Source organism: Trichlorobacter ammonificans (assembly GCF_933509905.1).
In the GTDB taxonomy this organism is placed as follows: Bacteria; Desulfobacterota; Desulfuromonadia; order Geobacterales; family Pseudopelobacteraceae; genus Trichlorobacter; species Trichlorobacter ammonificans.
In genome coordinates this window covers 1,343,552-1,364,806 of the sequence record NZ_OW150024.1, presented here as the reverse complement: position 1 = coordinate 1,364,806, position 21,255 = coordinate 1,343,552, and the positions used below count along the sequence as shown (strand labels likewise).

The window sequence follows — 21,255 nt, the reverse complement described above, 5'->3', positions numbered from 1 at the left end:
TCACGGCAGGGCGGCAGGCGCCGTGGAGAGAAGCGGCAGGTACTGGAGCAGGCTCTGACCCGATGCACGACCGGCATCATGAATTCCGTCGCTCACCTTGCGCTCGTCGGTGGTCCCCCACCAGTTGAGCGGTGCCGAAAATGGTTCCCGGCCCTGGCGTTCCACCTGGAATTTTCCATTGTTCACAAAGGATGATCCGGTGGCGCTGCCCCGTACGTCTTCCACCAACAGTCCCGAGCCGCCATTATCGGTGAACCTGCTGTCGGTGATTCTGATCCTGGCGTCCCGCACTGCAGCCCCCTGTTCGCGGTTGGCGCTCATCCTGCTGAGCACCACCAGCCCTTCCCCGCCGACAACCTGGAGGCCGCTTCTGTTCTCCGTCAGCGTGCTGCCGCTGATGCGGAAGCGGGCCTGCTCAAACACCAGTCCCTCTTGGCTGTTGTTACGGACCACCAGGCCACCGGCCACCAGTGCGGAACGCTGTGCCAGTACTCCCAAGCGGTTTTCCCGTACCGTACCGTCCTTGAGCTCCATTTCGCTATCCGCAAGCCGCACGCCCACGTCGCAGCGCTGGATATCCGGCCGTGACAGTACGGCAACGGAATCATACAAGGATACCCCGACCAAGCAATGACTGACCTGGAGGCCGGTGGCAGAAAACTGGGAGTAGCGAGCCGTTATTCCAGCCTGTGCCCCGGTAATCCGGCACTGTTCAAGACTGTTTTTCTTTTCGGTGGAGAGGAGAAGCACCCCTCCCCAGTCGCCAGCTACTGGTTGGTCATAGGCGGCGCCCAGATGTACCGGCCGCTGGGGCGTTCCCTGGACCACCAGTCTGCCCAGTACCAGCAGCAGCGGTTTTTCCTGTGAATTAAGCGCCGGAGCAAAGCGCACCTCGGTGCCGGCTTCCAGCCGAAGAGTCGCCTGGGGAGCAATCGCCAGCGAGCCCCGAACCAGCACCGTACCGCGCAGGGTCAGATCCTCGGTAATGACCCGCCCCTCAAGCACCGTGTCAGCCTTGGTTATCACCGTGCGGACAGCTTGCTGGTTTCGCGGTGGAGCGGGCTGTTCCGGAGCTGTTGCTGCCGGTACCGTCGTTTCACTTTGCGGGATCAGCCGGCTGTCGAGCGCTGTCGCAGGTGGAGCGGTTCTGCTTTCCCCCGGAGAGGGGGGAGGCGGTGCCATGGTCGGCGGTGCCACAGGAGGCGGCGTGTCCGGAATCTTGACCGATACCGTGACATTCTGCCCCTTGAGCAGGGCATCTCGTTCCTGCAGCAGCTTCTGGCATCCGGTACCGGCAACCAGCACTCCTGTCAGCAGCCCGGCCAGAAACATTTTTGGCAGGGTCCGCATACAACTCCCCAGCATGATGAGCCGCTTCATTGAAAATTTCCGCCTAAAAAATATAAATCATTGAATATACGAATAAAGGTTGTATCTAGCATATTCCGCCGACCGTGTAAATTTCAAATCAGCCACCCACCAGTCAATCCAGTCATTTCCGACACTTGGCAATGCTCTTTTTTTTCATTGACACACCATACATGTTGTGGTCTTATTCGCCAAAAAACACTAAATGTTGTGCCACAAGCAATTACATCACCTTCCGAACAACTTCCGCGTATGTCTGCGTAATTCAATACTGTTCGTGTAGCCAGGAAAGAGAGAATACCAATGTCCAAGAAATCCCCTGCCCTGATGGAACCAGCTCTTACCCCCAACGCCCGCACCGTCCTTGAAAAGCGCTACCTGCGTCGTGATACCACCGGCAAAGTGCTGGAGACACCGGCGGACATGCTCAAACGGGTCGCCGTCACCATTGCTGAGGCGGACCGCAGGTTTAACCCCGCCGCCGATATCGACACCTTGACCGCCCGCTTCTACGGTATGATGGCTCGACTTGACTTCCTGCCCAATTCGCCGACCCTGATGAACGCCGGACGGGAGCTGGGACAGCTCTCCGCCTGCTTCGTCCTGCCGGTGGGAGATTCCATCGAGGACATCTTCGACGCCGTCAAGTACACCGCCATGATCCACAAATCCGGCGGCGGCACCGGTTTCTCCTTTTCCCGCCTGCGTCCTGCCAACGATGTGGTCCTGACCACCACCGGCATCTCCAGCGGGCCGATCTCCTTCATGCGGGTGTTTGACACCGCAACAGAAACCATCAAGCAGGGCGGCACCCGCCGGGGGGCCAACATGGGAATTCTGCGGGTCGACCATCCCGACATCATGAATTTCATCATGTGCAAGGCTGACCAGAAAATGTTCAACAACTTCAATATTTCGGTGGGACTGACGGAAGAGTTCATGCGGGCGGTTGAAAACGACGAGGAATACGACCTGTACAACCCCCGGGACAAAAAGAAAGCGGGTTCAATGAACGCCCGCAAGGTATTCCAGCGAATTGTCAATCAAGCCTGGGAAAACGGTGAGCCCGGCATCATCTTCCTCGACCGCCTGAATCGCGACAACCCGACCCCCCATGTTGGCGAAATCGAATCCACCAACCCTTGCGGCGAGCAACCGCTTCTGCCCTTCGAATCCTGCAACCTGGGCTCACTGAACCTGGGCAACTTCGTTGCCGACGAAGCCATCGACTGGACGCGCCTGAAAGAGGTGGTGCACGATGCCGTGCATTTCCTGGACAACGTCATCGAGGCCAACCGCTACCCGCTGCCGCAGATCCATGAGATGACCCACGCCAACCGCAAGATCGGCCTGGGGGTAATGGGCTGGGCCGACATGCTGATCATGCTGGGTATTCCCTACAACTCCGCGGAAGCGGTCAAGCTGGGAAAAAAGGTGATGAAGTTCATCAATGAGGAAGGACACGCCGCATCGAGGGAACTGGGGAAAACCCGGGGATCCTTCCCCAACTTCACCGGCTCCATTTTCGACAGGAAGGGGGCGCTGCCGCAGCGCAATGCCACGGTAACCACCATCGCCCCCACCGGCACCATCTCCATGATCGCCAACGCTTCGTCGGGGGTTGAGCCGCTGTTTGCGGTTTCCTACGTCAAGAACGTCCTGGACGGCACCAAGCTGGTGGAGGTGAACCCGATCTTTGAAAGGATCGCCAAGGAACGAGGGTTTTACTCCCCGGAATTGATGGAAAAGATCGCCGAGCACGGCACGGTTCATGAGATTGACGAGGTCCCGGCGGACATTCGGCGCATTTTTGTGACAGCCCACGACATTACGCCTGAAGACCATATCCAGATGCAGGCCGCATTCCAGTCCCACACCGATAACGCCGTCTCCAAGACCGTCAACTTCCCCAACTCTGCCACGGTGGAGGATGTAGAAAAGGTCTACCTGCTGGCCTACAAGACCGGTTGCAAGGGGGTAACCATCTACCGCGACGGTTCCCGCGACGAGCAGGTACTGTCCACCGGCAAGAAGGATGAAAAGGTCACCGTTACCGCAATCCCGCTGGAGGAGGACAAGCATGCCATCAAGCGGGAGCGGCCGAAAGCTCTGAAGGGGTGGACCTACCAGATGCAGACCGGCTGTGGTCCGCTTTACGTCACCGTCAACGAGGACAAGACCGGTCTGTTCGAACTGTTCACCACCATGGGCAAGGCCGGCGGCTGCGCGGCATCCCAGTCCGAGGCCATCGGCCGGATGGTTTCCCTGGCCTGGCGCAGCGGCGTGCAGGCCCGCCAGGTCATCAAACAGCTCCTGGGAATCTCCTGTCACTGCCCGGCAGGTTATGGCGAGAACAGGATACTTTCCTGTGCCGATGCGGTGGCAAAGGCAATCCAGGCCCACATGCTGGCCAACGGCTACGACCTGAGCGGTGAAACCAGCACACCGGACCGGGGAGCGTGCCCCGAGTGTGGCGGCATCGTGGAACACGAAGGTGGCTGCATGGTCTGCCGGGTCTGCGGCTACTCGGAGTGCGCCTGATGCACGCGGCCACCGCGGCCGCATACCGGTAATACGAACAAAAGAGGCCCCGTGGTATCGCCACGGGGCCTCTTTACGCTACCCCCACCCGGGGCGGGGTGCCCACCTACTGCGGACGACTGAGTCGTTCTTTTCTCATGAACCAGACCAGCAGTCCCCCCCCCAGCAGAACAAGCGGCAGGCTCAAGAGCTGCCCCATGGAAAAACTTCCCAGAAACAGGCCCAACTGCTGGTCAGGTTGACGGAACCACTCCACCACAATCCGGAACAGGCCGTATCCCGCAAGAAATGTCGCCATTGCGGCTCCGGAAACATTCAACCGGCGGTAGGCCAGCCGTACCAGAAAAAAGAGCACCAGCCCTTCGAGAAACGCTTCGTACAGTTGGGAGGGATGCCGAGGCAACGGCCCGCCATCGGGAAAGACGATCCCCCAGGGAACCGTGGTGGGACGCCCGAACAACTCACCATTAATAAAATTGCCGATCCGTCCCAGACCGAGCCCGATCGGCGCGGCAAGGGCCGCCAAGTCTCCCAGCACCGGCAACGGTATGCCGCGGCTGCGGGAAAACCAGAGCGCCGCGAGAAACACACCGGTCAAGCCGCCGTGGAATGACATCCCTCCTTGCCAGATGGCGAAAATTTTCAGGGGATGCGCCAGATAGGCAGGCAAATCGTAGAACAAGACATACCCGAAGCGTCCCCCCAGGACCACCCCCAACGCCAGGGCAAGGATCAGGTCGGCAACCCCTTCGTCGGAAAGTGACACTTGGGAGCGGCGCACCTCGCGCCGGATAACGAAATAGCTGAGGATGAACCCCAGCACGTACATCAGCCCGTACCAGCGGAACTGCAGTGGTCCCAACCTGAGAAACACGGGATCAATAGCGGGAAAGGTCATTGGAAGCGTCTCGTCATGAAAGCTCAGCGTCCGATTCTGGTGCTGCGTCGTTCGACCGGTTCTTCAAGCGCCACCAGGTAGCCGTCGGGATCAAAGCACCACATCTCCTTGACGCCATAGGGTTTCTCCTCAAGGTGATACAGTATCTCCAGCTCCTCTTCCAGGATGGCGTCCCGAATTCCCTCGATATCACGCACCTCAAAGTGCAGGGTGACGCCAATTCCTTTAGGAAACATGCTGAAGCGGTGTCCCAGAATCGGATGGGCATGTACCACATCCCCTTCCTCAACGAACACCAGGGCAATGCCATCCATATCCACCACCAGATGTTCGGGGGCGCCAGGGGAAGAAAAGGAGCGGCGCACCGGCAACTCAAGGATACCGGCGTAAAATGCCTCGGTAACCACCAATTGTGCCACCGTCAGCTGGACGGAATGCTGCGCACGATGTGCCTTGACCATATCAGCCCTTCAAAAACAGCAGGTTGGCATATCCCGCCAGCAGGGAAAGCCAGTTGGTAAAGATCAGGATGCCGACGAGCACCAGAAACAAACCGGTCACGATCTCGAACAGCCTGATATGTTTTTTGAAACGGTTGAATAGCACCACGAAGCGATGCACGGCCAACGACGAGGCCAGAAAGGGTAGTCCCAGCCCAATGGAGTAGAGCATGAGCAGGGTCACCCCATGGGCTACCTTTTCCTCGGTGGCAGCAATCATCAGGATTGAAGCGAGGATGGGGCCGATGCAAGGGGTCCAGCCGGCTGCGAAGGCGATGCCGACCAGCAGACTACCCAGGTAGCCGGCAGGCTTATGACGCAGATTTATCCGTTTTTCGCCCAGCAGCCAGCGTATCGGCAGAAGGCCGGTGATATGGATACCGAACAGAATGACAAGGATACCGCCAACCTTGCGGACGGCATCCATATGCTGTTTGAGAAAGGAACCGGCAAAGGTGGCCGAGGCCCCCAGCAGGACAAATACCAGCGAAAAACCGGCAACAAAGGTGAAAGCGTGGAAGAAGGTGGTACGACGCACCCGGGCCGCCGGCTGCTCGGCATCGAGATCACTGAAGGAAAGCCCGGTGATATAGGTGATGTAGGATGGAATCAGGGGCAGCACGCAGGGAGAGAGAAAGGAGAGGACTCCGGCCACAAACGCGCCAAGATATGAGATTTGCTGAGTTTCCATAACAGCCGCGTCCGGCTCCTGTCTCCTACTTCATCAGCCCTTCGAGAAAGGCGATCACCTCGGGACTGCTCCAGTCCAGGCCGCCGATGACCCGCTTGGCAACAACTCCCTGCCTGTCGATCACAAAGGTTTCGGGAACGCCGGTAACACCGAAATTTCTTGCTACCTGACCGCTGGGATCAAAATAGGTGGGAAGCATGAAACCGGAGTTCCTGAAGAACTCCTCAACCGCCTTCTTACCCCCCTCGTCTACGGAAATGCAGACCATCTGGAACGGCTTTCCCGCCATGAAACTGTTGAGTTTCATCATTGACGGAATTTCTTCGCGACAGGGGGGGCACCAGGTTGCCCAGAAGTTCAGAAGCACCACCTTCCCCTTGAGCGAGGCCAGGGTCAGTTGCTGATTGTCCATGGAAATGACATTGACTTCGGGAGCCGGAGACTTCTCCCTGACACCGGCCGAAGAGACAGAGCTCTTCTCTTTTGAGCATCCCGAAACGATCATCATCAGGCAACAGATCAGCAACACCAACCTTTTCATACTACTCCTCCGAAACTAGGTGAACAAGCGGCCGGAATCAGCCGGAACAGCGGCGCGGACCAACGAGGACGAGGACTAGCGGTTGCGGGTAACAACGTACTCTGCAAGCTCCAGCAGCGCCTGCTTGCAGGCACTGTCCGGAAAGGCCGCCAGATGGAACGCGCAGGAGTCAACCGCCTGACGCGCCTTGGCAATGGTATAGTCAATACCGCCGTACTGCTGCACCAGAGCAGAAACGCGGCTGAAATCATCAAAGGAGAGTTCGTCATCCTGCTGAACGATGGCGGCAACGAATTCCCGTTCTTCCGACGTGCAGCCACGCAGCGTGTGAATCAGCGGCAACGTGATCTTGCCTTCCTCCAGATCGTGGCCAATACTCTTCCCGAACTGTTCCTGGGTGGCGGTATAGTCCAGAATATCGTCCATCAGCTGAAAGGCGATCCCCAGCTCCATGCCGAAATCGGCCAGGGCCTGCTCTTGCTGCTCAGAGGCGCAGCCCAGAATGGCGCCACACTGGCAGGCCGCGGAAAGCAGGACAGCTGTCTTGGCTCGCACCACTTCGATATAGCGTTCTTCGGTCAGGTCAACATCTCCGGTACCGAGGAGCTGCAGGACCTCCCCTTCTGCAATGATGGTGGTAGCGCGGGACATGACCCGCAGTACGTCGAGACTGCCAGCCGCAACCATCAGAGAAAACGATTTTGAAAACAGGAAGTCGCCGATCAGCACCGAGGCCTCATTACCCCACAGGGCATTGGCAGAGGCAGTACCGCGCCGCAACGTGGCACTGTCGACCACATCGTCATGCAGCAGGGTTGCAGTATGAATGAATTCGACCACGCTGGCCAGGGGAATTGCCTGAAAACCTGAGTAGTTACATAATCTGGCCGCCAGAAGCAGCATGGCGGGACGAATGCGCTTACCACCGCTGGCGAGAACATATTCGCCAACCTTGCGGATGAGCGGAACGTCGGACTCCAGATCCTTTCTGAACTGTTCCTCGACCTGCCTGAGATCGTCTCCTATCAGCTCCAGTGCTGCCTGCATGTATCGTCCCGTCTGAAATAAATTTTATGAATACTACTGAACCGACTGCAACCTTGTCAAAGCATTTCTCCCGCAATCGGGAGAGACTGGCGCCGATGGCACGGCCTGCGCATCAGGGGAGACTGAAAACGAATCTGTTTCAGTCCGCCACCTCGATCTCACGCACCCGCAGCTCCTCGCCGGCAACGATACGCACACCGTATCCGCCACACCTCCGACAGGGATCAAAGTGCCGGACAACCGGCTGCTCCTCGCCGCAGGCAAGACAGCATCCCCTGCCTTCGACGCGGTCGATCACCAGCCGGGCCCCATGCAGAGTCGTATCGGCACTGCATGCGGAAAAACAGAACTCGATCGCCTCAGGTACCGCACTGCTCAGACACCCGATTTCAAGGGTTACCGAAATAATCCGCTTCCCTTCGGCATGCCGGAGGCAAATATCAACAATCCCCTCGGTCAGGGACAATTCATGCATTACTGCCCCCCCGCACTCAACCGACAACTGCCCTGTAAAATAAAAAAAGCCTGCCGGGTTTCCCCGACAGGCCTCACTGCCGTAACGGCACGCTTACTTCTTCTCGGCGGGCTTAGCAGCGTCAGCCGGAGCAGCAGCAGGAGCGGCAGCCGGAGCAGCAGCATCAGCAGGCTTAGCAGCTGACATCGGCTGCTGAACGGCCGGAGCAGCAGCAGGAGCCGGAGCAGCCGGCTTGGCTTCTTCTGCCTTCTTGCAGCCAGCGGCAACGCCGAGGGCCAGGGCCAGGACCAGGGACAGGGAGAGCAGCTTCTTCATGGTGTTCACCTCTTCACGGTGGTAATATATCCCTGTTTCAACAGGGCGTTCTTTTAACAAAAGAGAACTATACGCTGTATACCAACAAAGTCAATTATTTTTTTCAGTGATGAAAGCGCCCCTTGCGCTCACGGTGTGCAGGGGTCGGCGCGACATGACATTCAAAGCAGCGCTGCTCTTCAGACTTGCGCAAGTCAAGGGACGAAGCAGGTTGGGAACTCCTGACCGGCATGTTGTACTGCGGTGTCTGGAAGGGAAGGTTACCTCGCTCGTCGGCCACCTGAGCCGCCTGGTAGGTGACACGCCAGTTGGCCGACAGTTCCCTTGAATGGCACTGGTCGCAGCCACCCGGCGGAGGGATACTTTTCCAGGCTGTAAACATCGCACATCCGGACAATATCGCAACCCCTGAAACCATGAACAGTATGAGCAGCCTCATGCGCACCTCCCGAGTGGCATATCGTACCACAGCCTTCTCTGTGGGAACAAGGAGCATTTCGACGTTTCAGCGGTGCTCCCGGCCCAAACAGGGAAGTATCCCCAAAGCGGCACGTCCGGTCTCGCGAATAATCTCCCCGGGAGAATAGCCGGTCATTGTCGCGATGCAATCAACAAGCTCCGTGAGAAACTCCGGACGGTTGCGCGGCGAATCGGCTGCCGGTCCCGGCGCATCGCTTTCCAGCACCAGCCGTGAAAGCCCCAGGGACTGAAGCAGCCGACGGGGCCTGTCCGTATTCTGTCGCAGCAGATTACCTCCCGGCGAAAGGACAAATCCCATCTGGACAAACTCCCGCGCTGACTCAAGCGACCCGCAGTAGCCATGCAGAATGCCGCCGACACGCTCTGCCCGCTCTTCACGCAGTACCGCAAGGGTCATACCCACCATGCCGTTGCAGTGAATCAGCAGCGGCAGCTCCAGCTCGCAGGCTATCCTGATCTGACGTCGAAACAGTTCCTGCTGGCGCTCCGGATGAGCACAGCGCCGATCAAGCCCAATCTCGCCAACGGCAACGCCCTTCCCCGCCCACTGCCGCAAACAAACAAGCGCCTCCTCCGACACCTCTCCCGCATGGCGGGGATGAATGCCAAATGCCGGAAAGGTGCCGTCGTACCGGCGACAGAGATCGGCAATCCCCTGCCAGCCGTCGGGATGGAGACCCGGCACGACCCAGCGCTCTACACCGGCGGCTCCGGCCGCCGCCAAATAGGTTTCCGGATGGTTGCCGAGCCACGGAAGATCCAGGTGACAATGGGTGTCGATCAACATACCCGCCCCCTAGAGGAACCAACTGAAGGGGCGCAGCAGCCGCTCCAGCAGCCGCACCAGCATACCGCGCTGTCCGTGAGTCTCGGCGGTAATTCTGCGGGAGCGGTACAGGTCGCCGGCAAAAAGCTCCCTGATCTGGCTGCCGAAGGAACGGCAGTGGACAATGGCGTTAATTTCAAAATTTCGATGGAAGCTGCGCTGATCGAGATTGGCGGAACCAATGACCGTGAGCGCCCCGTCGATCAGCATCAATTTGGCGTGGAGCAGTTCCTGCTCCAGTTCGTAAATTTCAATACCGGCATCGAGCAGGTGACGATACGTACTGCGGCTGATCAGCCGGACAATCGGCACATCGCTGCGGGCCGGCAAAAGCAGGCGGATCGTGACGCCCCGCCGAGCGGCCCGCAGCAGCGAGCGGAGGATGAGCGGGCCGGGAACGAAGTAGGGATTCGCGATCAACAGTTCAGACGCTGCCAGCGCCATTGCACCGCGAAAGACGGTACGGATCGTGGAGCGAAGCTGGTGGGGGCCGCCACTCACCAGCGATATCCGGCGCTCTTCACTCAGACAGAGCTGAGGTGGCGCATGGTGAACGGGATGAGGCAGGCGGGGTGGCTGCCCTGTTTCCAGCCTCCAGATATCCTGAAACAGGTCGGTCAGGTGGACAACAGCCGGGCCGCTCAGACTGAAGCCGACGTCGCGGAAGCGACGGTGCTCCTGCGCGATGCCGGCATATTCATCTGCTACGTTCAGCCCCCCCAGAAAGGCGAGGCTATCGTCAATAATGGTCAGTTTCCGGTGATCCCGCCGGTCGAACCAGCGGATACCGCGCCGGAACGAAGGCCGGTTGAAGGGAAGACAGTGGACGCCATGATGGCGAAGCCCCCTGAAGAATGACTCGGGCGTATCGAGACAGCCGATGTAGTCGTAAATCAGGAAGACCTGCACCCCCCGCCGACGGGCGGCCGTCAGTTCTTCGGCAAGCCGATTCCCGGTACGGTCCGCCCGGATGATGTAGTACTCAAGGCAGATGTATGTCCGGGCAGACGCAAGCGCCGCAAAGTACGCCGCAAAAAAGTCGGCGCCCGTCGCATGGAGCCGTACCTGCTCAACCGGAACGGTACGGGAAAGGGCCACCCTTCCCCATCGACGCAGCAGCCGGTGGGCCCGTGAACTCCGTACCGCGCGGTTCCGTTCCGGTGCCATATCTCTTACCGGTCTTCGGCTTCAGGTGCGGGAGGAGCAGGATGGGCCGGCGCTTCTACCGGCGGCGATACCGGCTGTGATGTCTCGCTGGGGCCGGCTGCGGGTGGTAATGATACGGGTGGCGACGCCGGCGGAGGAGAAGCTGCCGAGGAAACCGGCTGCAACAGTGCCTCCTCTTGCAGACTGGTATCCACCTTGCGCTGCATGCCTGCAATATTCGGCTCCGTGGCCAGGGCAGCCTGCAGCTCCTCCTGAGAGATGACTCCCTTGGCCCGTAGTTGGCGCAGGATCATGTCGGAACGCCTGAGCACCTTGCCCAGGTTGCGGTAGGGGTTGTAGGCGATGCGCGGTCCCGGCAGCATGGCGGCCAGAAACGCGCATTCGCGGGGGGTCAGTGCTTCCGGCGCTTTGCCGAAGTAGTAGCGGGCTCCGTGGCCGATACCGTACACCATGGGTCCCAGCTCCACCACGTTCAGATACAGCTCGAGAATCCGCCCTTTCGTCAACTCCTGCTCCATCCGCCAGGCAAGATAGACTTCCTTCAGCTTGCGGCTAATGGTCTTTTCGCGTGAGAGAAACAGGTTCTTGGCGGTCTGCTGGGTAATGGTTGAAGCACCACGGGCCAGGCTCTTCTTCTCCAGGTCATGCTTGATCGCCTGACGGATCGCTTTGACGTCGATCCCCTCGTGTTTGTAGAAATTGCCGTCCTCGGCCAGGATCACGGCCCACTTCATTTCCGGTGGAATCCGGGATGAGGGTGTCCAGTAGCGATTCTTCGGACCAACGACAAACGGCTGCTGCTTCCCCTGCCAGTCTCGGACCATGATGGTCATGCTCTGCTTTCTGTCCGTAAGGCTGTCCACCGGCGGAAGCAAGGCAAGTGAAATCACGATAGAGGCAGCGTAGAGGCCGATGGCGGCACAAAGGGCGAACAGTAGTTTTTTCACGGCATCCTCCGGATGCGCTTTGTACCAGATTACCGAAAAAAGCGGAAGAGGGATGCCGCGCGCCCCTCTTCCGCTTCCGGATAGTCCCCTCCCCTTGTTGAGTTAGGGCTTCAGGATGTAGTCGGCAATGGTATCGGCAATTTTCGCTGCCGCACTTCTGTCGTTATTGAACACAAGATGGTAGACGGACAGGTCATAGGGGTCGCGGTCGAGAAATTCCCGGATAAATCGGTCCCGCTCCTTCTGGCGGCGCTCGATGATCGCCTCCGCCTCCCCCTCAGCAACGGCCAGCCGCCGGGCGATGGACTTCTTTTTGAAGGCCATGGAGGCAAACATTCTGAAGTGGAAGCAGTTTCTCATGGTTCTGGTGACAATCGGAGCCCCCCGTCCCATGATGATCACGTTGCCCTGTTCCGCGAGGGCAATGATCTGCCGGGTCAACAAACGGTAATAATCCTTGTCGCTTTTCCAACGCGGGGAGAAGGTTGAGAGAAATTCATCGAGAAAGCGGTTTTTCTCGCCCAGGTTCTGCAGAACCTGTTCCGAGAGATTATGATTCCTGGCCACTTCATCCAGAAGCGCCTTATCCATCAGGGCCCAGTTCTCACCGGTCCGCTTTTCCATCTGTTGCCGCAGCAGTTCAGCCACCGGATAGGCTTCGCACCCAAACTCCCGGGAAACGGTAATGGCCGGCTTCAGGAGCGGTTCGTCAATGGTACGGGAACGCTGCCGGCGGGTGACTTCGATCAATGCACCCAACCGATTGTCGATGGAGGGTATCAGTTGTACATCGGGCATGGCGGTCACCTCCTGAAAATCCACGGCTCCGGGCCGCTTCATAACCAGCTTGCTGCTGATAGTACCATGGAATCGCCTCACCGCAATCCCGGAGAGCCCGCTGAGCCCAAAAAGTGCAGCACGGTTCAACACGCAGGCATTGACAGAGCGCAGGAGTTCACGGTATCAGAAAGAGCTGGCCGCACGGGAAAAGAAAAAGCGGCCGGCGCTATTCCGCCGAGAGGACACCAAATGATCACCCATATCGTACTATTCAAGCTTGCCGAACCGACCGCCGAAAACATTGCCGCCGTCCGCGACCGCCTTCTTTCCATGCAGGGAAACGTTGACCTGCTGCGCCATATCGAAGTGGGCACCGACGTCATCCGCTCCGAACGCTCTTATGATGTAGCACTGCTCACCAGATTCGACTCCCTGGATGATCTGCAGGCTTACCAGGTGCATCCCTACCATGCCCAGGAGGTGGTACCGTTCATGAAAGCTTCCTGCTCTTCCATTGTTGCCGTTGACTACCATTCCTGAGGCACCAGCAACACCGGGTCCGCTGGGAATCGTCACAGCGCTGCCGGAGGAACGACGCGCCATCCTTACGGTTGCCCGTCCAGTGCGTCGGGAAAAGGTAGACGGCCTCCTGATTCATGACGCCCTGCTCGCCGACCGGCTGATTTGTCTTGTCGAAGGGGGCATGGGAGCCGAGGCGGCAAGCCGTGCTGCAGCGCTGCTGATCAAAGCCCGGCGGCCCCGCCTGCTGCTCTCCGCAGGATTCTGCGGCGCCATCCGGACCGGCAGCATTGTCGGCGACACCATCATCTGCGACCGTCTACTGACTCTTAACGCGGAAGGATTGAGCGCGCCCCCTCCACCAGAAGGTTCCCCCTCTGCAGCACACCTGACCAGCACGCTTCGCTCCCACGGGATTACCGCCCTGGCGGGTAGTTTCATAACCACCGACCGGATCGTTTCCAAGCCGGAGCTGGCCCAAAAGCTTCCCCACGATCTGCCGACACCGGTACTTGAAATGGAAAGTGCCGCCGTTGCTGCGGCGGCTGCGGCGGCACACCTGCCGTTTCTGGGGTTCAGAACCGTCAGCGACGATGCCGCCGAGGAGTTGCTCTTCTCGTTGGATGAGCTGACGACGGCCAACCGGATCAGCATCCCGAAGGTCCTGATGCTCTGTCTCACCCATCCCCGCACTATCCCCCAACTGGCACGTCTGGCGGCAAACAGCGCCGTTGCCGGAAAAAACCTGGGACTCGCCTGCCGGCTGCTCCTGCCGCTCCTCGACAGCGCCGGCACCTCCCGCCCCTGACGCCCCAAACAAAACAGGGGACGGCGTTCATGCCGTCCCCTGTCCCGATAACCACCCGGAATAACGCAGGAAACTACTCGTTGGCTTTCTCTTCCAGACGATTCTTCAGCAGTTCGCCGAGGTTGGAAGTTGCCTCACCCTGGCCACCGCCCAGGTAGGATTCGAACTCGGCCTTCTCGGCTGCGGCTGCCAGCGCCTTCACCGACAGGGAGATACGCCGCTCGCGGGAGTCAGCGGAAAGCACCACTGCCTCGATTTCATCCCCCACCTTGGCAAAGTCCTTGGCAGAGGGCACCTTCTCACGGGAAAGCTCGGAAACGTGGATCAGTCCTTCGATTCCCTCTTCGATCTCCACAAACACGCCAAAATCGGTGGTGGAAGCGACCTTGCCGACCAGTCGGGTGCCCGGGGTGTACTTCTGGGGAACCAGCGACCAGGGATCCGGGGTCAGCTGCTTGATACCCAGGGAGATGCGCTCGTTCTGGGGGTCAACCTTCAGAACCACTGCCTGCACCAGGTCGCCCTTGCTGTAGACGTCGCCGGGATGCTTGATCCGCTTGGTCCAGGATATGTCCGACACATGCACCAGACCGTCGATTCCCTCTTCGATGCCGATGAACATGCCGAAATCGGTCATGTTCTTGATCTGACCTTCAAGAGTGGTGCCGATGGGGTACTTTTCAACGATGGAGGCCCAAGGGTTTTCCGTGGTCTGCTTGAGGCCGAGGGAAATCTTGCGGTTCTGCAGGTCAACCCCCAGCACCACCACCTCAACCTGATCGCCCACCGAAAGCACGTCGGCTGCCTTGCGCACCCGCTTGGTCCAAGACATTTCGGAAACATGCACCAAGCCTTCGATACCGGCCTCGATTTCGACAAACGCACCGTACTCCATCAGGCTGACCACACGGCCGTTGATGCGGGTTCCCACCGGAAAGCGATCGGCCAGGTTCTGCCAGGGATCGGGCTGGGTCTGCTTGATGCCGACGGACACCTTGCCCTTTTCGGGGTCGTACTTGAGCACCTTGACCATTACCTCCTGGCCCGGCTTGAGCACGTCGGCAGGCTTGCCGACCCGGCCCCAGGAGATGTCGGTCACGTGCAACAGGCCGTCGACGCCGCCCAGATCAACGAATGCGCCATATTCGGTCAGGTTCTTGACCACGCCGGGAAGAATCTGGCCTTCGGCCAGCTTCTCCAGGGTAGCCTTGCGGGCTTCAGCGCGCTCTTCTTCGAGCAGGCTGCGGCGCGACAGCACGATGTTGCCCCGCTTCTGGTTCAGGTTGATGATCTTGAAGCTGCCGGACACGCCGATGTAGGCATCGCCGTTGCCGGAAGGACGGATATCCACCTGGGAGGCCGGCAGGAAGGCGTTGATGCCGCCGATATCAACGGTAAAGCCGCCGTTGGTCTTGGCAACAATCGTACCTTCGACGATGGCGCCTTCGCCGCCTGCCTCGTGGATCTTCTCCCAGGCAGCCATTTGCTCGGCGCGCTTGCGGGAGAAACGGTTGGCACCGTCACGGCTGGCAACCAGCCGAACCTTGTCGCCGACGGCAACGCAGACGGCGCCGTTGGCATCCTTGAACTCGGCAATGGGAACAAAGCCTTCGGATTTACGGCCCACATCAACCAGCACCATGTCCTGATCTACCCGAACAACCGTCCCTTCTACTATTTTATCCCGTTCCGGCCGGTCCTTCTGCTCCTTCAGACTGGCGCTGAACAGCTCTGCAAATTCATTACTCTGGTGCTCAACATCCAGTTCATCCGAATCGATATTGAGCCGCTTTACCTCTGTCATGAGACCCTTACCCCCTGGGTGAAATTACACATACCCTGACCATCAGGGCAGCGAGTTACGCACTGTAGCACAGAATTCCATTTTTTCAATCGGAATTGTTGATCCCTGCAAGCCGTTCCATCACATCATCGATGATCCATTTCGGCGTCGACGCCCCGGCGGTCACCCCCACCTTGTCGACACCGACAAACCAGGCCGGGTCCAGCTCCTGGGCCGTTTCAATATGGTGGGTCCGCGGTTGCAGTTCCGAACATATCTCCGCCAGGCGGCGGGTGTTGGCACTATTGAAACCGCCGATCACGATCATGCAGTCTACCTGCTGGGCCAGTTCGGTAGCCTCCTGCTGGCGGACCGCCGTGGCATCGCAGATGGTGTTGTACACCCGCACCTCGCCGCCACGGCGCAAACACTCATCCACTACGTTCTTCAGGTTCTCGAAGGACTGGGTGGTCTGGGCAACCACCGCCATCTTGGTCATCTTGGGCAGCTTGCGCACCTCTTCACCGGAGGCGACAACGTAGACCTTGTCCTTGCCGTAGGAAACGATCCCCTCCACCTCCGGATGATCGGCATCTCCGACCACCAAGACGTCATACCCGGCTTCGGACAGGTATTTGACATGTTCCTGGGCCTTCTTGACAAAGGGACAGGTGGCATCGACGATTTCCAGGTGCTTGCGTTGCGCCTCCTCCATCTCACTGGCCAACACACCGTGGGAACGGATGATGACGGTACCGTCTGAAACGTTGGTCAGGTCCTTGACAACACCGACCCCCATATCCTCCAGCTTCTGGACAACCTGGGGGGAGTGGATGATCGGCCCCAGGGTAAAGGTTTTCTGATCCTTGCCGGCCGCCTCGAAGGCCATCTGGGTCGCCCGCTTGACCCCGAAACAGAACCCAGCCCGTTTTGCCAGAATAATCTCCATGGTCATGTATCCTTTCCTGCCGTACGTTCGTGGAAGGCCTGTTCCATCAGCGCTACCACCTCATCGATGGTGAGGCCGGTGGAATCGATCGGGATCGCGTCCTCTGCCCGACGCAGCGGCGACAACTCCCGCTCCGAATCCTGGCGGTCCCGCTGTATCACGCTCTGGACGGTTTCCTCCAGGCTGATCTGCTCGCCCTTGGCCTGCAGCTCCAGAAAACGCCGCTTGCCTCGCTCCTCCGCCGAGGCGGAGAGAAAGAACTTCAGCTCGGCATCGGGGAAAACCACGGTGCCGATATCGCGGCCATCAAGAATAACGCCACCTTTGGCTCCCATGCGCCGCTGCAGAGCCACCATCGCCTCCCGCACCGGCGCCAGCGATGAAATCCGCGAGGTCAGCATCGATATTTCCGGAGTCCTGATCTCGCCGGTCACATCCCGGCCATTGGCCAGAACCCGGGTGGCGCCGTTGCACAGGGAAAGTTCCACCAGTGCCGTGCTGCAGAACCGGCGGACCGCCGCGTCATCGTTCAGATCCAGGCCGGATTCGCGGGCCAGCCAGGCCATGGCCCGGTACATGGCGCCGGTATCGATTTCCAGGTAGTCGAGACGCCGGGACAGAAGCTTGCTCAGGGTGCTCTTGCCGGCACCGGACGGGCCGTCCACCGCAATAATGATCCCCTTTTCCCGGCTCATACGCGGGACACTCCGGCCAGCAGCTCAAAAAAACCGGGGAACGAAGTGGAAACGCAGGACACATCGTCAATGGTCACCCCGTTTCGACTGGCGCAGGCCGCGATGGCCAGGGACATGGCGATCCGGTGGTCGCCGAAGCTGGCTACGCTGCCTCCCCGCAGGGTTTCGACACCAGTGATACTCATGCCGTCCTCGCTTTCCTCGATGGTTCCGCTGCCAATGGCCCGCAGGTTTTGAGCCATGGCGGCGATCCGGTCGGTCTCCTTGACCCGGAGTTCGTGGGCATCCTTGATTACCGTGGTACCCTCCGCTAACGCTGCGGCAACACTGATGGCGGGAAACTCGTCAATGGCCCGGGGCACCACGTCCCCTCCGATCTCGATCCCTTTCAGCCGGGAATGACGGACCAGCAGGTCAGCCACCGGCTCGCCGGAAACCTCCCGCTGATCCTGCAGTACAATATCGCCCCCCATCTGCTGCAAGATGTCGAGCACCCCGGTCCGGGTGGGATTGATCCCCACGTTGCGGATCAGCAGTTCCGCCCCCGGTACGATCAGGCCCGCCACCAGAAAAAACGCGGCCGATGAGATATCGCCGGGCACCACGATCTCCTGGCCGTGCAGCTCTCTGCCTGCCCGCACCGTCACCGTGGTGTCGGCGGTTTCAACGTCGGCACCGAAAAAGCGGAACATCCGCTCGGAATGATCCCGGGACAGGGTCGGCTCACTGATGGTGGTGGCACCGTCCGCATACAGACCGGCCAGCATCAGGGCCGACTTCACCTGGGCGCTGGCAATGGGGGATTGGAAGGTGATCCCGCTCAGCCGGCCGCCGCTGACCGCCAGGGGCGCCAGGGTGCCGTTACCGCGGCCGGCAATGGTGGCCCCCATCCGGCGCAGCGGTTCGGTCACCCGTTTCATGGGACGTTTGCGCAGGTACTGGTCGCCGGTCAGCACGGAAAAGAACGACTGTCCCGACAACAGGCCGGTCATCAGGCGGATGGTGGTGCCGGAGTTGCCGCAGTCCAGCACGTCCCCTGGTTCCTGCAGACCATGGACCCCCACCCCGTGGACCGTCACCACGCTGCCGCTGTCCTCGATCATCACCCCCATGTTGCGGAAGGCGTTCATGGTGGCAAAGTTGTCCTCGCCACGCAGAAAGTTGGTAATCCTGGTGATACCGGTGGCCAGGGAGCCCAGCATAATGGAACGGTGCGAGATGGATTTGTCGCCGGGGATCGCTACGGTCCCCTGCAGGGTTTTTACCGGCGGGACGGTATGGGGTGTGGCATGTTCGTGCATGGATAACCTCTTTAGGAGGTTGCTGAAAAACAGTCATCTCGCCGCCGTCCTCGGCAGCCTCTTTGTGCGGCGTAGCGCTGCTACGCCTCCGCGGGGCTGTCTGCGGGTGCGACGATCTGACAATTTTTGAGCAACCTCGGTTTTTCAACAGCCTGTTACGTGATCTCGTCGCGCAGACGTTTTGAGGTACGGAAGAACTGTTCGAGCCAGGTGCCGTCGCCGCTCTCCACCCGCTGCCGCAGGGCGGCCAGTTCGTCGGCATAGCGATCCAGCAGATCCAGCAACGGGCCACGGTTCATCAGGGCAATGTCGCGCCACATCACCGGGTCCGAGGAGGCGATGCGGGTAAAATCCCGGAATCCGCCGGCGGAAAACGCCAGGATATTTTCCTCTTCCTCGGCCGACGCAGCCACGGCGTGGACCAGGGCGTAGGCGACCATGTGCGGCAGATGGGAGACCGCGGCAAAGACCCGGTCATGGGTCAGCGGGTCCATGCTCTCCACCCGGCTGCCGGCCGCCTCCCACAGCCGGCGCACGGTCTGGAGCGCCGCTGCATCGGTGGTGGCCGTGGGGGTCAGGATGCAGCGCCGCCCCTTAAATAGTTCGGCAAAGGATGCCGCTGCGCCGGAGTGCTCGGTGCCGGCGATGGGATGGCCGCCGACAAAGGCCACGCCGGCCGGCAGCAGCGCCTCGCACTGCCGCACCAGCTCATCCTTGACACTGCCGCCGTCGGTCACGATGCAGCCCCCGGCAAGGTGAGGTGCCAGTTCGGCAACCACCGCCGCAACGCTGCGCACCGGTACGGCCAGAAACACGAGGTCGGCGGCACGGACACCGTCCGCAAGCGAAGGAGCAGCCTCATCAACAACCCCCAGTTCCAAGGCTGTTTTCAGGTTCTCCTGGTCGCGGTCAACGCCGATCACCCGCTCTACGGCACCGCTTCCCTTCAGGGCACGGGCAAAGGAGCCGCCGATCAGGCCGACCCCGATCACGGTCATGGTGCGGATCAGGGGCCGGGTCATTTCGCTCTGGGGTAGGAACCGAGGATTTTCAGAAATTGACAGTAGGTGCGCAACTCTTCGATCGCCTCCCCCACCTGCGGGTCAGAGACATGACCGGCCATATCCAGGAAGAAGATGTATTCCCATGCCTTGGTTTTTACCGGGCGTGATTCGATTTTGGACAGGTTGACGCCGCGGCGGGCAAAGGGTTCCAGCATCCGGTAGAGGATGCCCGGTTCGTCCTTGACGGAAAAAAGGATGGAGGTCTTGTCGTTACCCGACGGGTCGGCCATTTTGCGCGAAACAACGATGAAACGGGTAAAGTTGTTCACCTGGTCTTCAATGCGGGAACGGACCACCTTCAGGCCGTAGTGCTCGGCTGCAGCGCAGCCGGCAATGGCGGCGGCGCTCAGGTCCTCCGCCACGATCTGGGCGGCCAGGGCAGTGGAGGCCACATCCACCAGCGGAATATTGGGCAGGTTTTCCTCCAGCCAGTGACGGCATTGGGCCAAAGCCTGGGGGTGGGAGTAGACCTTGCGGACATCCTCCATACGGCCGGTGCGGGAGAGCAGGTCGTGGGAGACTTCCAGCAGCACCTCGGCAGTGATCTTCAGGTCGCTTTCCACGAACATGTCAAGGGTATGGGAGACCATCCCCTCGGTGGAGTTTTCCACCGGCACCACACCGTAGAGCGCCCTCCCCTTCTCAACTTCTTCAAACACCGCGGGAATCGACTTCTGGGGGGCAAGCTGGGCGGATTGGCCGAACTGCTGCTGGGCGGCAACATGGGTAAAGGTGGCCAGAGGGCCCAGAAAGGCCACCTGCATCGGCGACTCAAGCGCCAGGCAGGCCGACATGATCTCCCGGAAAATACCGCGCAGCGCCTCCGCCGGCAGGGGCCCCTGGTTAAGACGGGCCACCCGCTCGTGGACCTCCCGTTCCCGGCTGGGGACGTGAAAATCCCGGGCAAGACTGGTCTTGATCCGGCCCACTTCGCCGGCCAGACGGGCCCGCTGATTCAGCAGTTCTACCAGTTTGGCATCGATGGTATCGATTTCTGCCCGGAACTCTGCAAGGGACTGGGGGTGCTGGGACATCTCGGGTTCTTCCGCTATCAGGGGAATAACAACGTTTGGAATGGTTACTGTAGTTGATGGGGGGATGAATTGCAACATTTTTGCCGGCAAAGCGGCATATTTACTGACTCTGAGCAAAACATGGTCAGCGCGGTTCCGCCATCCGCAGTGCCTGCAACGGGCAGACCCCGGCACAGGCTCCGCAGCGGGTACAGCACGGAAAGGCCGCCATGACGAGCCGCTTGCGATAGCCTTCCGGCTCCAGTGACAGAATCCGCAGGGGACAGGCAGCCACGCACCGGCCGCAGCCGGAACAGCGCCGGCGGTCAACGACCGGTTCGCCTGCTGTCGGACTGTGGGTCATCGCTGAACAGCTCCTGTTGCTTCCACTCCTTGACAACAGTCTGTTTCTTTCTTAGGGGATAATAACGGGGACAGGAGGTGATCAGGGCAAAGGAGGGCTGTTTGCAACTGCGGCGACAGCCGACACAGAGCTTGTTGGGAGCGGGATCGTTTTTGCTCGGCTGCCGTTTCATGACGTACGTGT

24 protein-coding genes are annotated in these 21,255 nt (G+C 59.9%); 3 read left to right on the top strand and 21 right to left on the bottom strand.

Annotated elements, in window-relative coordinates:
• Entirely contained in the window at positions 1 to 1,380 is a 1,380-nt protein-coding gene (locus RAK07_RS06260) for a right-handed parallel beta-helix repeat-containing protein (protein WP_305731975.1), read from the bottom strand.
• A 291-nt stretch (positions 1,381 to 1,671) separates the two neighbouring features.
• On the opposite strand from RAK07_RS06260, the gene RAK07_RS06255 reads away from it, so the two are divergent.
• A complete protein-coding gene (locus tag RAK07_RS06255) occupies positions 1,672 to 3,909 on the top strand; it encodes a vitamin B12-dependent ribonucleotide reductase (RefSeq protein WP_305731974.1) in 2,238 nt (745 codons plus the stop codon).
• A 106-nt stretch (positions 3,910 to 4,015) separates the two neighbouring features.
• On the opposite strand, the gene lgt is transcribed toward RAK07_RS06255, so the two are convergent.
• The 12 genes from lgt to RAK07_RS06195 all read right to left on the bottom strand — a co-directional run bounded on the left by lgt (position 4,016) and on the right by RAK07_RS06195 (position 12,636).
• Positions 4,016 to 4,807: a prolipoprotein diacylglyceryl transferase gene (lgt, locus tag RAK07_RS06250; protein ID WP_305731973.1), complete on the bottom strand. Its 792-nt coding sequence runs from the start codon at positions 4,805 to 4,807 to the stop codon at positions 4,016 to 4,018.
• Positions 4,808 to 4,830: 23 nt separating this feature from the next.
• A complete protein-coding gene (locus RAK07_RS06245; RefSeq protein ID WP_305731972.1) occupies positions 4,831 to 5,268 on the bottom strand; it encodes a VOC family protein in 438 nt (145 codons plus the stop codon).
• 1 nt (position 5,269) lies between these two features.
• The gene (locus RAK07_RS06240) at positions 5,270 to 5,998 is read right to left on the bottom strand and encodes a cytochrome c biogenesis CcdA family protein (protein ID WP_305731971.1); all 729 of its coding nucleotides are present in this window, start codon (positions 5,996 to 5,998) and stop codon (positions 5,270 to 5,272) included.
• A gap of 25 nt (positions 5,999 to 6,023) precedes the next feature.
• Positions 6,024 to 6,539: a TlpA family protein disulfide reductase gene (locus RAK07_RS06235; protein WP_305731970.1), complete on the bottom strand. Its 516-nt coding sequence runs from the start codon at positions 6,537 to 6,539 to the stop codon at positions 6,024 to 6,026.
• A gap of 75 nt (positions 6,540 to 6,614) precedes the next feature.
• Positions 6,615 to 7,586, bottom strand: coding sequence for a polyprenyl synthetase family protein (locus tag RAK07_RS06230; RefSeq protein ID WP_305731969.1), 972 nt, complete (start codon positions 7,584 to 7,586; stop codon positions 6,615 to 6,617).
• Between the two features lie 139 nt (positions 7,587 to 7,725).
• Positions 7,726 to 8,061 carry a hydrogenase maturation nickel metallochaperone HypA/HybF gene (locus RAK07_RS06225; RefSeq protein WP_305731968.1) on the bottom strand — a complete coding sequence of 112 codons (336 nt, stop codon included), beginning with the start codon at positions 8,059 to 8,061 and terminating at the stop codon, positions 7,726 to 7,728.
• Positions 8,062 to 8,154: 93 nt separating this feature from the next.
• The gene (locus tag RAK07_RS06220; RefSeq protein WP_305731967.1) at positions 8,155 to 8,376 is read right to left on the bottom strand and encodes a hypothetical protein; all 222 of its coding nucleotides are present in this window, start codon (positions 8,374 to 8,376) and stop codon (positions 8,155 to 8,157) included.
• A gap of 103 nt (positions 8,377 to 8,479) precedes the next feature.
• On the bottom strand, positions 8,480 to 8,758 hold the full coding sequence (locus RAK07_RS06215; RefSeq protein WP_305731966.1) for a cytochrome C: 279 nt from the start codon (positions 8,756 to 8,758) through the stop codon (positions 8,480 to 8,482).
• 123 nt (positions 8,759 to 8,881) lie between these two features.
• Positions 8,882 to 9,643 carry a TatD family hydrolase gene (locus RAK07_RS06210; RefSeq protein ID WP_305731965.1) on the bottom strand — a complete coding sequence of 254 codons (762 nt, stop codon included), beginning with the start codon at positions 9,641 to 9,643 and terminating at the stop codon, positions 8,882 to 8,884.
• A 9-nt stretch (positions 9,644 to 9,652) separates the two neighbouring features.
• Positions 9,653 to 10,849 (bottom strand): phospholipase D-like domain-containing protein, encoded by a 1,197-nt coding sequence (locus tag RAK07_RS06205; protein ID WP_305731964.1) that lies wholly within the window; start codon positions 10,847 to 10,849, stop codon positions 9,653 to 9,655.
• Between the two features lie 5 nt (positions 10,850 to 10,854).
• A complete protein-coding gene (locus RAK07_RS06200) occupies positions 10,855 to 11,796 on the bottom strand; it encodes a transglycosylase domain-containing protein (RefSeq protein ID WP_305731963.1) in 942 nt (313 codons plus the stop codon).
• A gap of 102 nt (positions 11,797 to 11,898) precedes the next feature.
• Positions 11,899 to 12,636, bottom strand: a complete 738-nt coding sequence (locus RAK07_RS06195) for a cytidylate kinase-like family protein (protein WP_309550348.1) — start codon at positions 12,634 to 12,636, stop codon at positions 11,899 to 11,901.
• A gap of 189 nt (positions 12,637 to 12,825) precedes the next feature.
• Between RAK07_RS06195 and RAK07_RS06190 the strand changes: the two genes are divergently transcribed.
• Complete coding sequence (locus RAK07_RS06190; protein ID WP_305731962.1) at positions 12,826 to 13,116, top strand: Dabb family protein; 291 nt, start codon at positions 12,826 to 12,828, stop codon at positions 13,114 to 13,116.
• Complete coding sequence (locus RAK07_RS06185) at positions 13,091 to 13,903, top strand: phosphorylase family protein (RefSeq protein WP_309550347.1); 813 nt, start codon at positions 13,091 to 13,093, stop codon at positions 13,901 to 13,903. Before RAK07_RS06190 ends, RAK07_RS06185 begins: the two co-directional genes overlap by 26 nt.
• Positions 13,904 to 13,976: 73 nt before the next feature.
• On the opposite strand, the gene RAK07_RS06180 is transcribed toward RAK07_RS06185, so the two are convergent.
• The 8 genes from RAK07_RS06180 to RAK07_RS06145 all read right to left on the bottom strand — a co-directional run bounded on the left by RAK07_RS06180 (position 13,977) and on the right by RAK07_RS06145 (position 21,244).
• On the bottom strand, positions 13,977 to 15,707 hold the full coding sequence (locus RAK07_RS06180) for a 30S ribosomal protein S1 (protein ID WP_305731960.1): 1,731 nt from the start codon (positions 15,705 to 15,707) through the stop codon (positions 13,977 to 13,979).
• An 85-nt stretch (positions 15,708 to 15,792) separates the two neighbouring features.
• A complete protein-coding gene (ispH, locus tag RAK07_RS06175; protein WP_305733487.1) occupies positions 15,793 to 16,635 on the bottom strand; it encodes a 4-hydroxy-3-methylbut-2-enyl diphosphate reductase in 843 nt (280 codons plus the stop codon).
• A gap of 2 nt (positions 16,636 to 16,637) precedes the next feature.
• Positions 16,638 to 17,330: a (d)CMP kinase gene (gene cmk, locus RAK07_RS06170; protein ID WP_305731959.1), complete on the bottom strand. Its 693-nt coding sequence runs from the start codon at positions 17,328 to 17,330 to the stop codon at positions 16,638 to 16,640.
• Positions 17,327 to 18,631: a 3-phosphoshikimate 1-carboxyvinyltransferase gene (aroA, locus tag RAK07_RS06165; RefSeq protein WP_305731958.1), complete on the bottom strand. Its 1,305-nt coding sequence runs from the start codon at positions 18,629 to 18,631 to the stop codon at positions 17,327 to 17,329. The genes cmk and aroA overlap by 4 nt, the downstream gene beginning before the upstream one ends.
• 155 nt (positions 18,632 to 18,786) lie before the next feature.
• The gene (locus tag RAK07_RS06160) at positions 18,787 to 19,653 is read right to left on the bottom strand and encodes a prephenate dehydrogenase (protein WP_305731957.1); all 867 of its coding nucleotides are present in this window, start codon (positions 19,651 to 19,653) and stop codon (positions 18,787 to 18,789) included.
• Positions 19,650 to 20,729, bottom strand: coding sequence for a prephenate dehydratase (gene pheA / locus RAK07_RS06155; protein WP_305731956.1), 1,080 nt, complete (start codon positions 20,727 to 20,729; stop codon positions 19,650 to 19,652). The genes RAK07_RS06160 and pheA overlap by 4 nt, the downstream gene beginning before the upstream one ends.
• Before the next feature lie 124 nt (positions 20,730 to 20,853).
• The gene (locus tag RAK07_RS06150) at positions 20,854 to 21,072 is read right to left on the bottom strand and encodes a 4Fe-4S binding protein (protein ID WP_305731955.1); all 219 of its coding nucleotides are present in this window, start codon (positions 21,070 to 21,072) and stop codon (positions 20,854 to 20,856) included.
• Entirely contained in the window at positions 21,035 to 21,244 is a 210-nt protein-coding gene (locus RAK07_RS06145; RefSeq protein WP_305731954.1) for a hypothetical protein, read from the bottom strand. The genes RAK07_RS06150 and RAK07_RS06145 overlap by 38 nt, the downstream gene beginning before the upstream one ends.
• Positions 21,245 to 21,255: the final 11 nt, after the last annotated feature.

What these genes read in the sequence shown, in the direction of transcription:
- RAK07_RS06190 (WP_305731962.1), top strand. Translation starts at nt 12,826, where the DNA reads ATGATCACCCATATCGTACTATTCAAGCTTGCCGAACCGACCGCCGAA.
- RAK07_RS06180 (WP_305731960.1), bottom strand. Translation starts at nt 15,707, where the DNA reads ATGACAGAGGTAAAGCGGCTCAATATCGATTCGGATGAACTGGATGTT.
- RAK07_RS06210 (WP_305731965.1), bottom strand. Translation starts at nt 9,643, where the DNA reads ATGTTGATCGACACCCATTGTCACCTGGATCTTCCGTGGCTCGGCAAC.
- RAK07_RS06145 (WP_305731954.1), bottom strand. Translation starts at nt 21,244, where the DNA reads ATGAAACGGCAGCCGAGCAAAAACGATCCCGCTCCCAACAAGCTCTGT.
- aroA (WP_305731958.1), bottom strand. Translation starts at nt 18,631, where the DNA reads ATGCACGAACATGCCACACCCCATACCGTCCCGCCGGTAAAAACCCTG.
- RAK07_RS06260 (WP_305731975.1), bottom strand. Translation starts at nt 1,380, where the DNA reads ATGAAGCGGCTCATCATGCTGGGGAGTTGTATGCGGACCCTGCCAAAA.
- RAK07_RS06205 (WP_305731964.1), bottom strand. Translation starts at nt 10,849, where the DNA reads ATGGCACCGGAACGGAACCGCGCGGTACGGAGTTCACGGGCCCACCGG.
- RAK07_RS06160 (WP_305731957.1), bottom strand. Translation starts at nt 19,653, where the DNA reads ATGACCCGGCCCCTGATCCGCACCATGACCGTGATCGGGGTCGGCCTG.
- RAK07_RS06230 (WP_305731969.1), bottom strand. Translation starts at nt 7,586, where the DNA reads ATGCAGGCAGCACTGGAGCTGATAGGAGACGATCTCAGGCAGGTCGAG.
- lgt (WP_305731973.1), bottom strand. Translation starts at nt 4,807, where the DNA reads ATGACCTTTCCCGCTATTGATCCCGTGTTTCTCAGGTTGGGACCACTG.
- RAK07_RS06255 (WP_305731974.1), top strand. Translation starts at nt 1,672, where the DNA reads ATGTCCAAGAAATCCCCTGCCCTGATGGAACCAGCTCTTACCCCCAAC.
- pheA (WP_305731956.1), bottom strand. Translation starts at nt 20,729, where the DNA reads ATGTCCCAGCACCCCCAGTCCCTTGCAGAGTTCCGGGCAGAAATCGAT.
- RAK07_RS06235 (WP_305731970.1), bottom strand. Translation starts at nt 6,539, where the DNA reads ATGAAAAGGTTGGTGTTGCTGATCTGTTGCCTGATGATGATCGTTTCG.
- RAK07_RS06195 (WP_309550348.1), bottom strand. Translation starts at nt 12,636, where the DNA reads ATGAAGCGGCCCGGAGCCGTGGATTTTCAGGAGGTGACCGCCATGCCC.
- ispH (WP_305733487.1), bottom strand. Translation starts at nt 16,635, where the DNA reads ATGGAGATTATTCTGGCAAAACGGGCTGGGTTCTGTTTCGGGGTCAAG.
- RAK07_RS06220 (WP_305731967.1), bottom strand. Translation starts at nt 8,376, where the DNA reads ATGAAGAAGCTGCTCTCCCTGTCCCTGGTCCTGGCCCTGGCCCTCGGC.
- RAK07_RS06245 (WP_305731972.1), bottom strand. Translation starts at nt 5,268, where the DNA reads ATGGTCAAGGCACATCGTGCGCAGCATTCCGTCCAGCTGACGGTGGCA.
- RAK07_RS06240 (WP_305731971.1), bottom strand. Translation starts at nt 5,998, where the DNA reads ATGGAAACTCAGCAAATCTCATATCTTGGCGCGTTTGTGGCCGGAGTC.
- RAK07_RS06225 (WP_305731968.1), bottom strand. Translation starts at nt 8,061, where the DNA reads ATGCATGAATTGTCCCTGACCGAGGGGATTGTTGATATTTGCCTCCGG.
- RAK07_RS06215 (WP_305731966.1), bottom strand. Translation starts at nt 8,758, where the DNA reads ATGTTTACAGCCTGGAAAAGTATCCCTCCGCCGGGTGGCTGCGACCAG.
- RAK07_RS06150 (WP_305731955.1), bottom strand. Translation starts at nt 21,072, where the DNA reads ATGACCCACAGTCCGACAGCAGGCGAACCGGTCGTTGACCGCCGGCGC.
- cmk (WP_305731959.1), bottom strand. Translation starts at nt 17,330, where the DNA reads ATGAGCCGGGAAAAGGGGATCATTATTGCGGTGGACGGCCCGTCCGGT.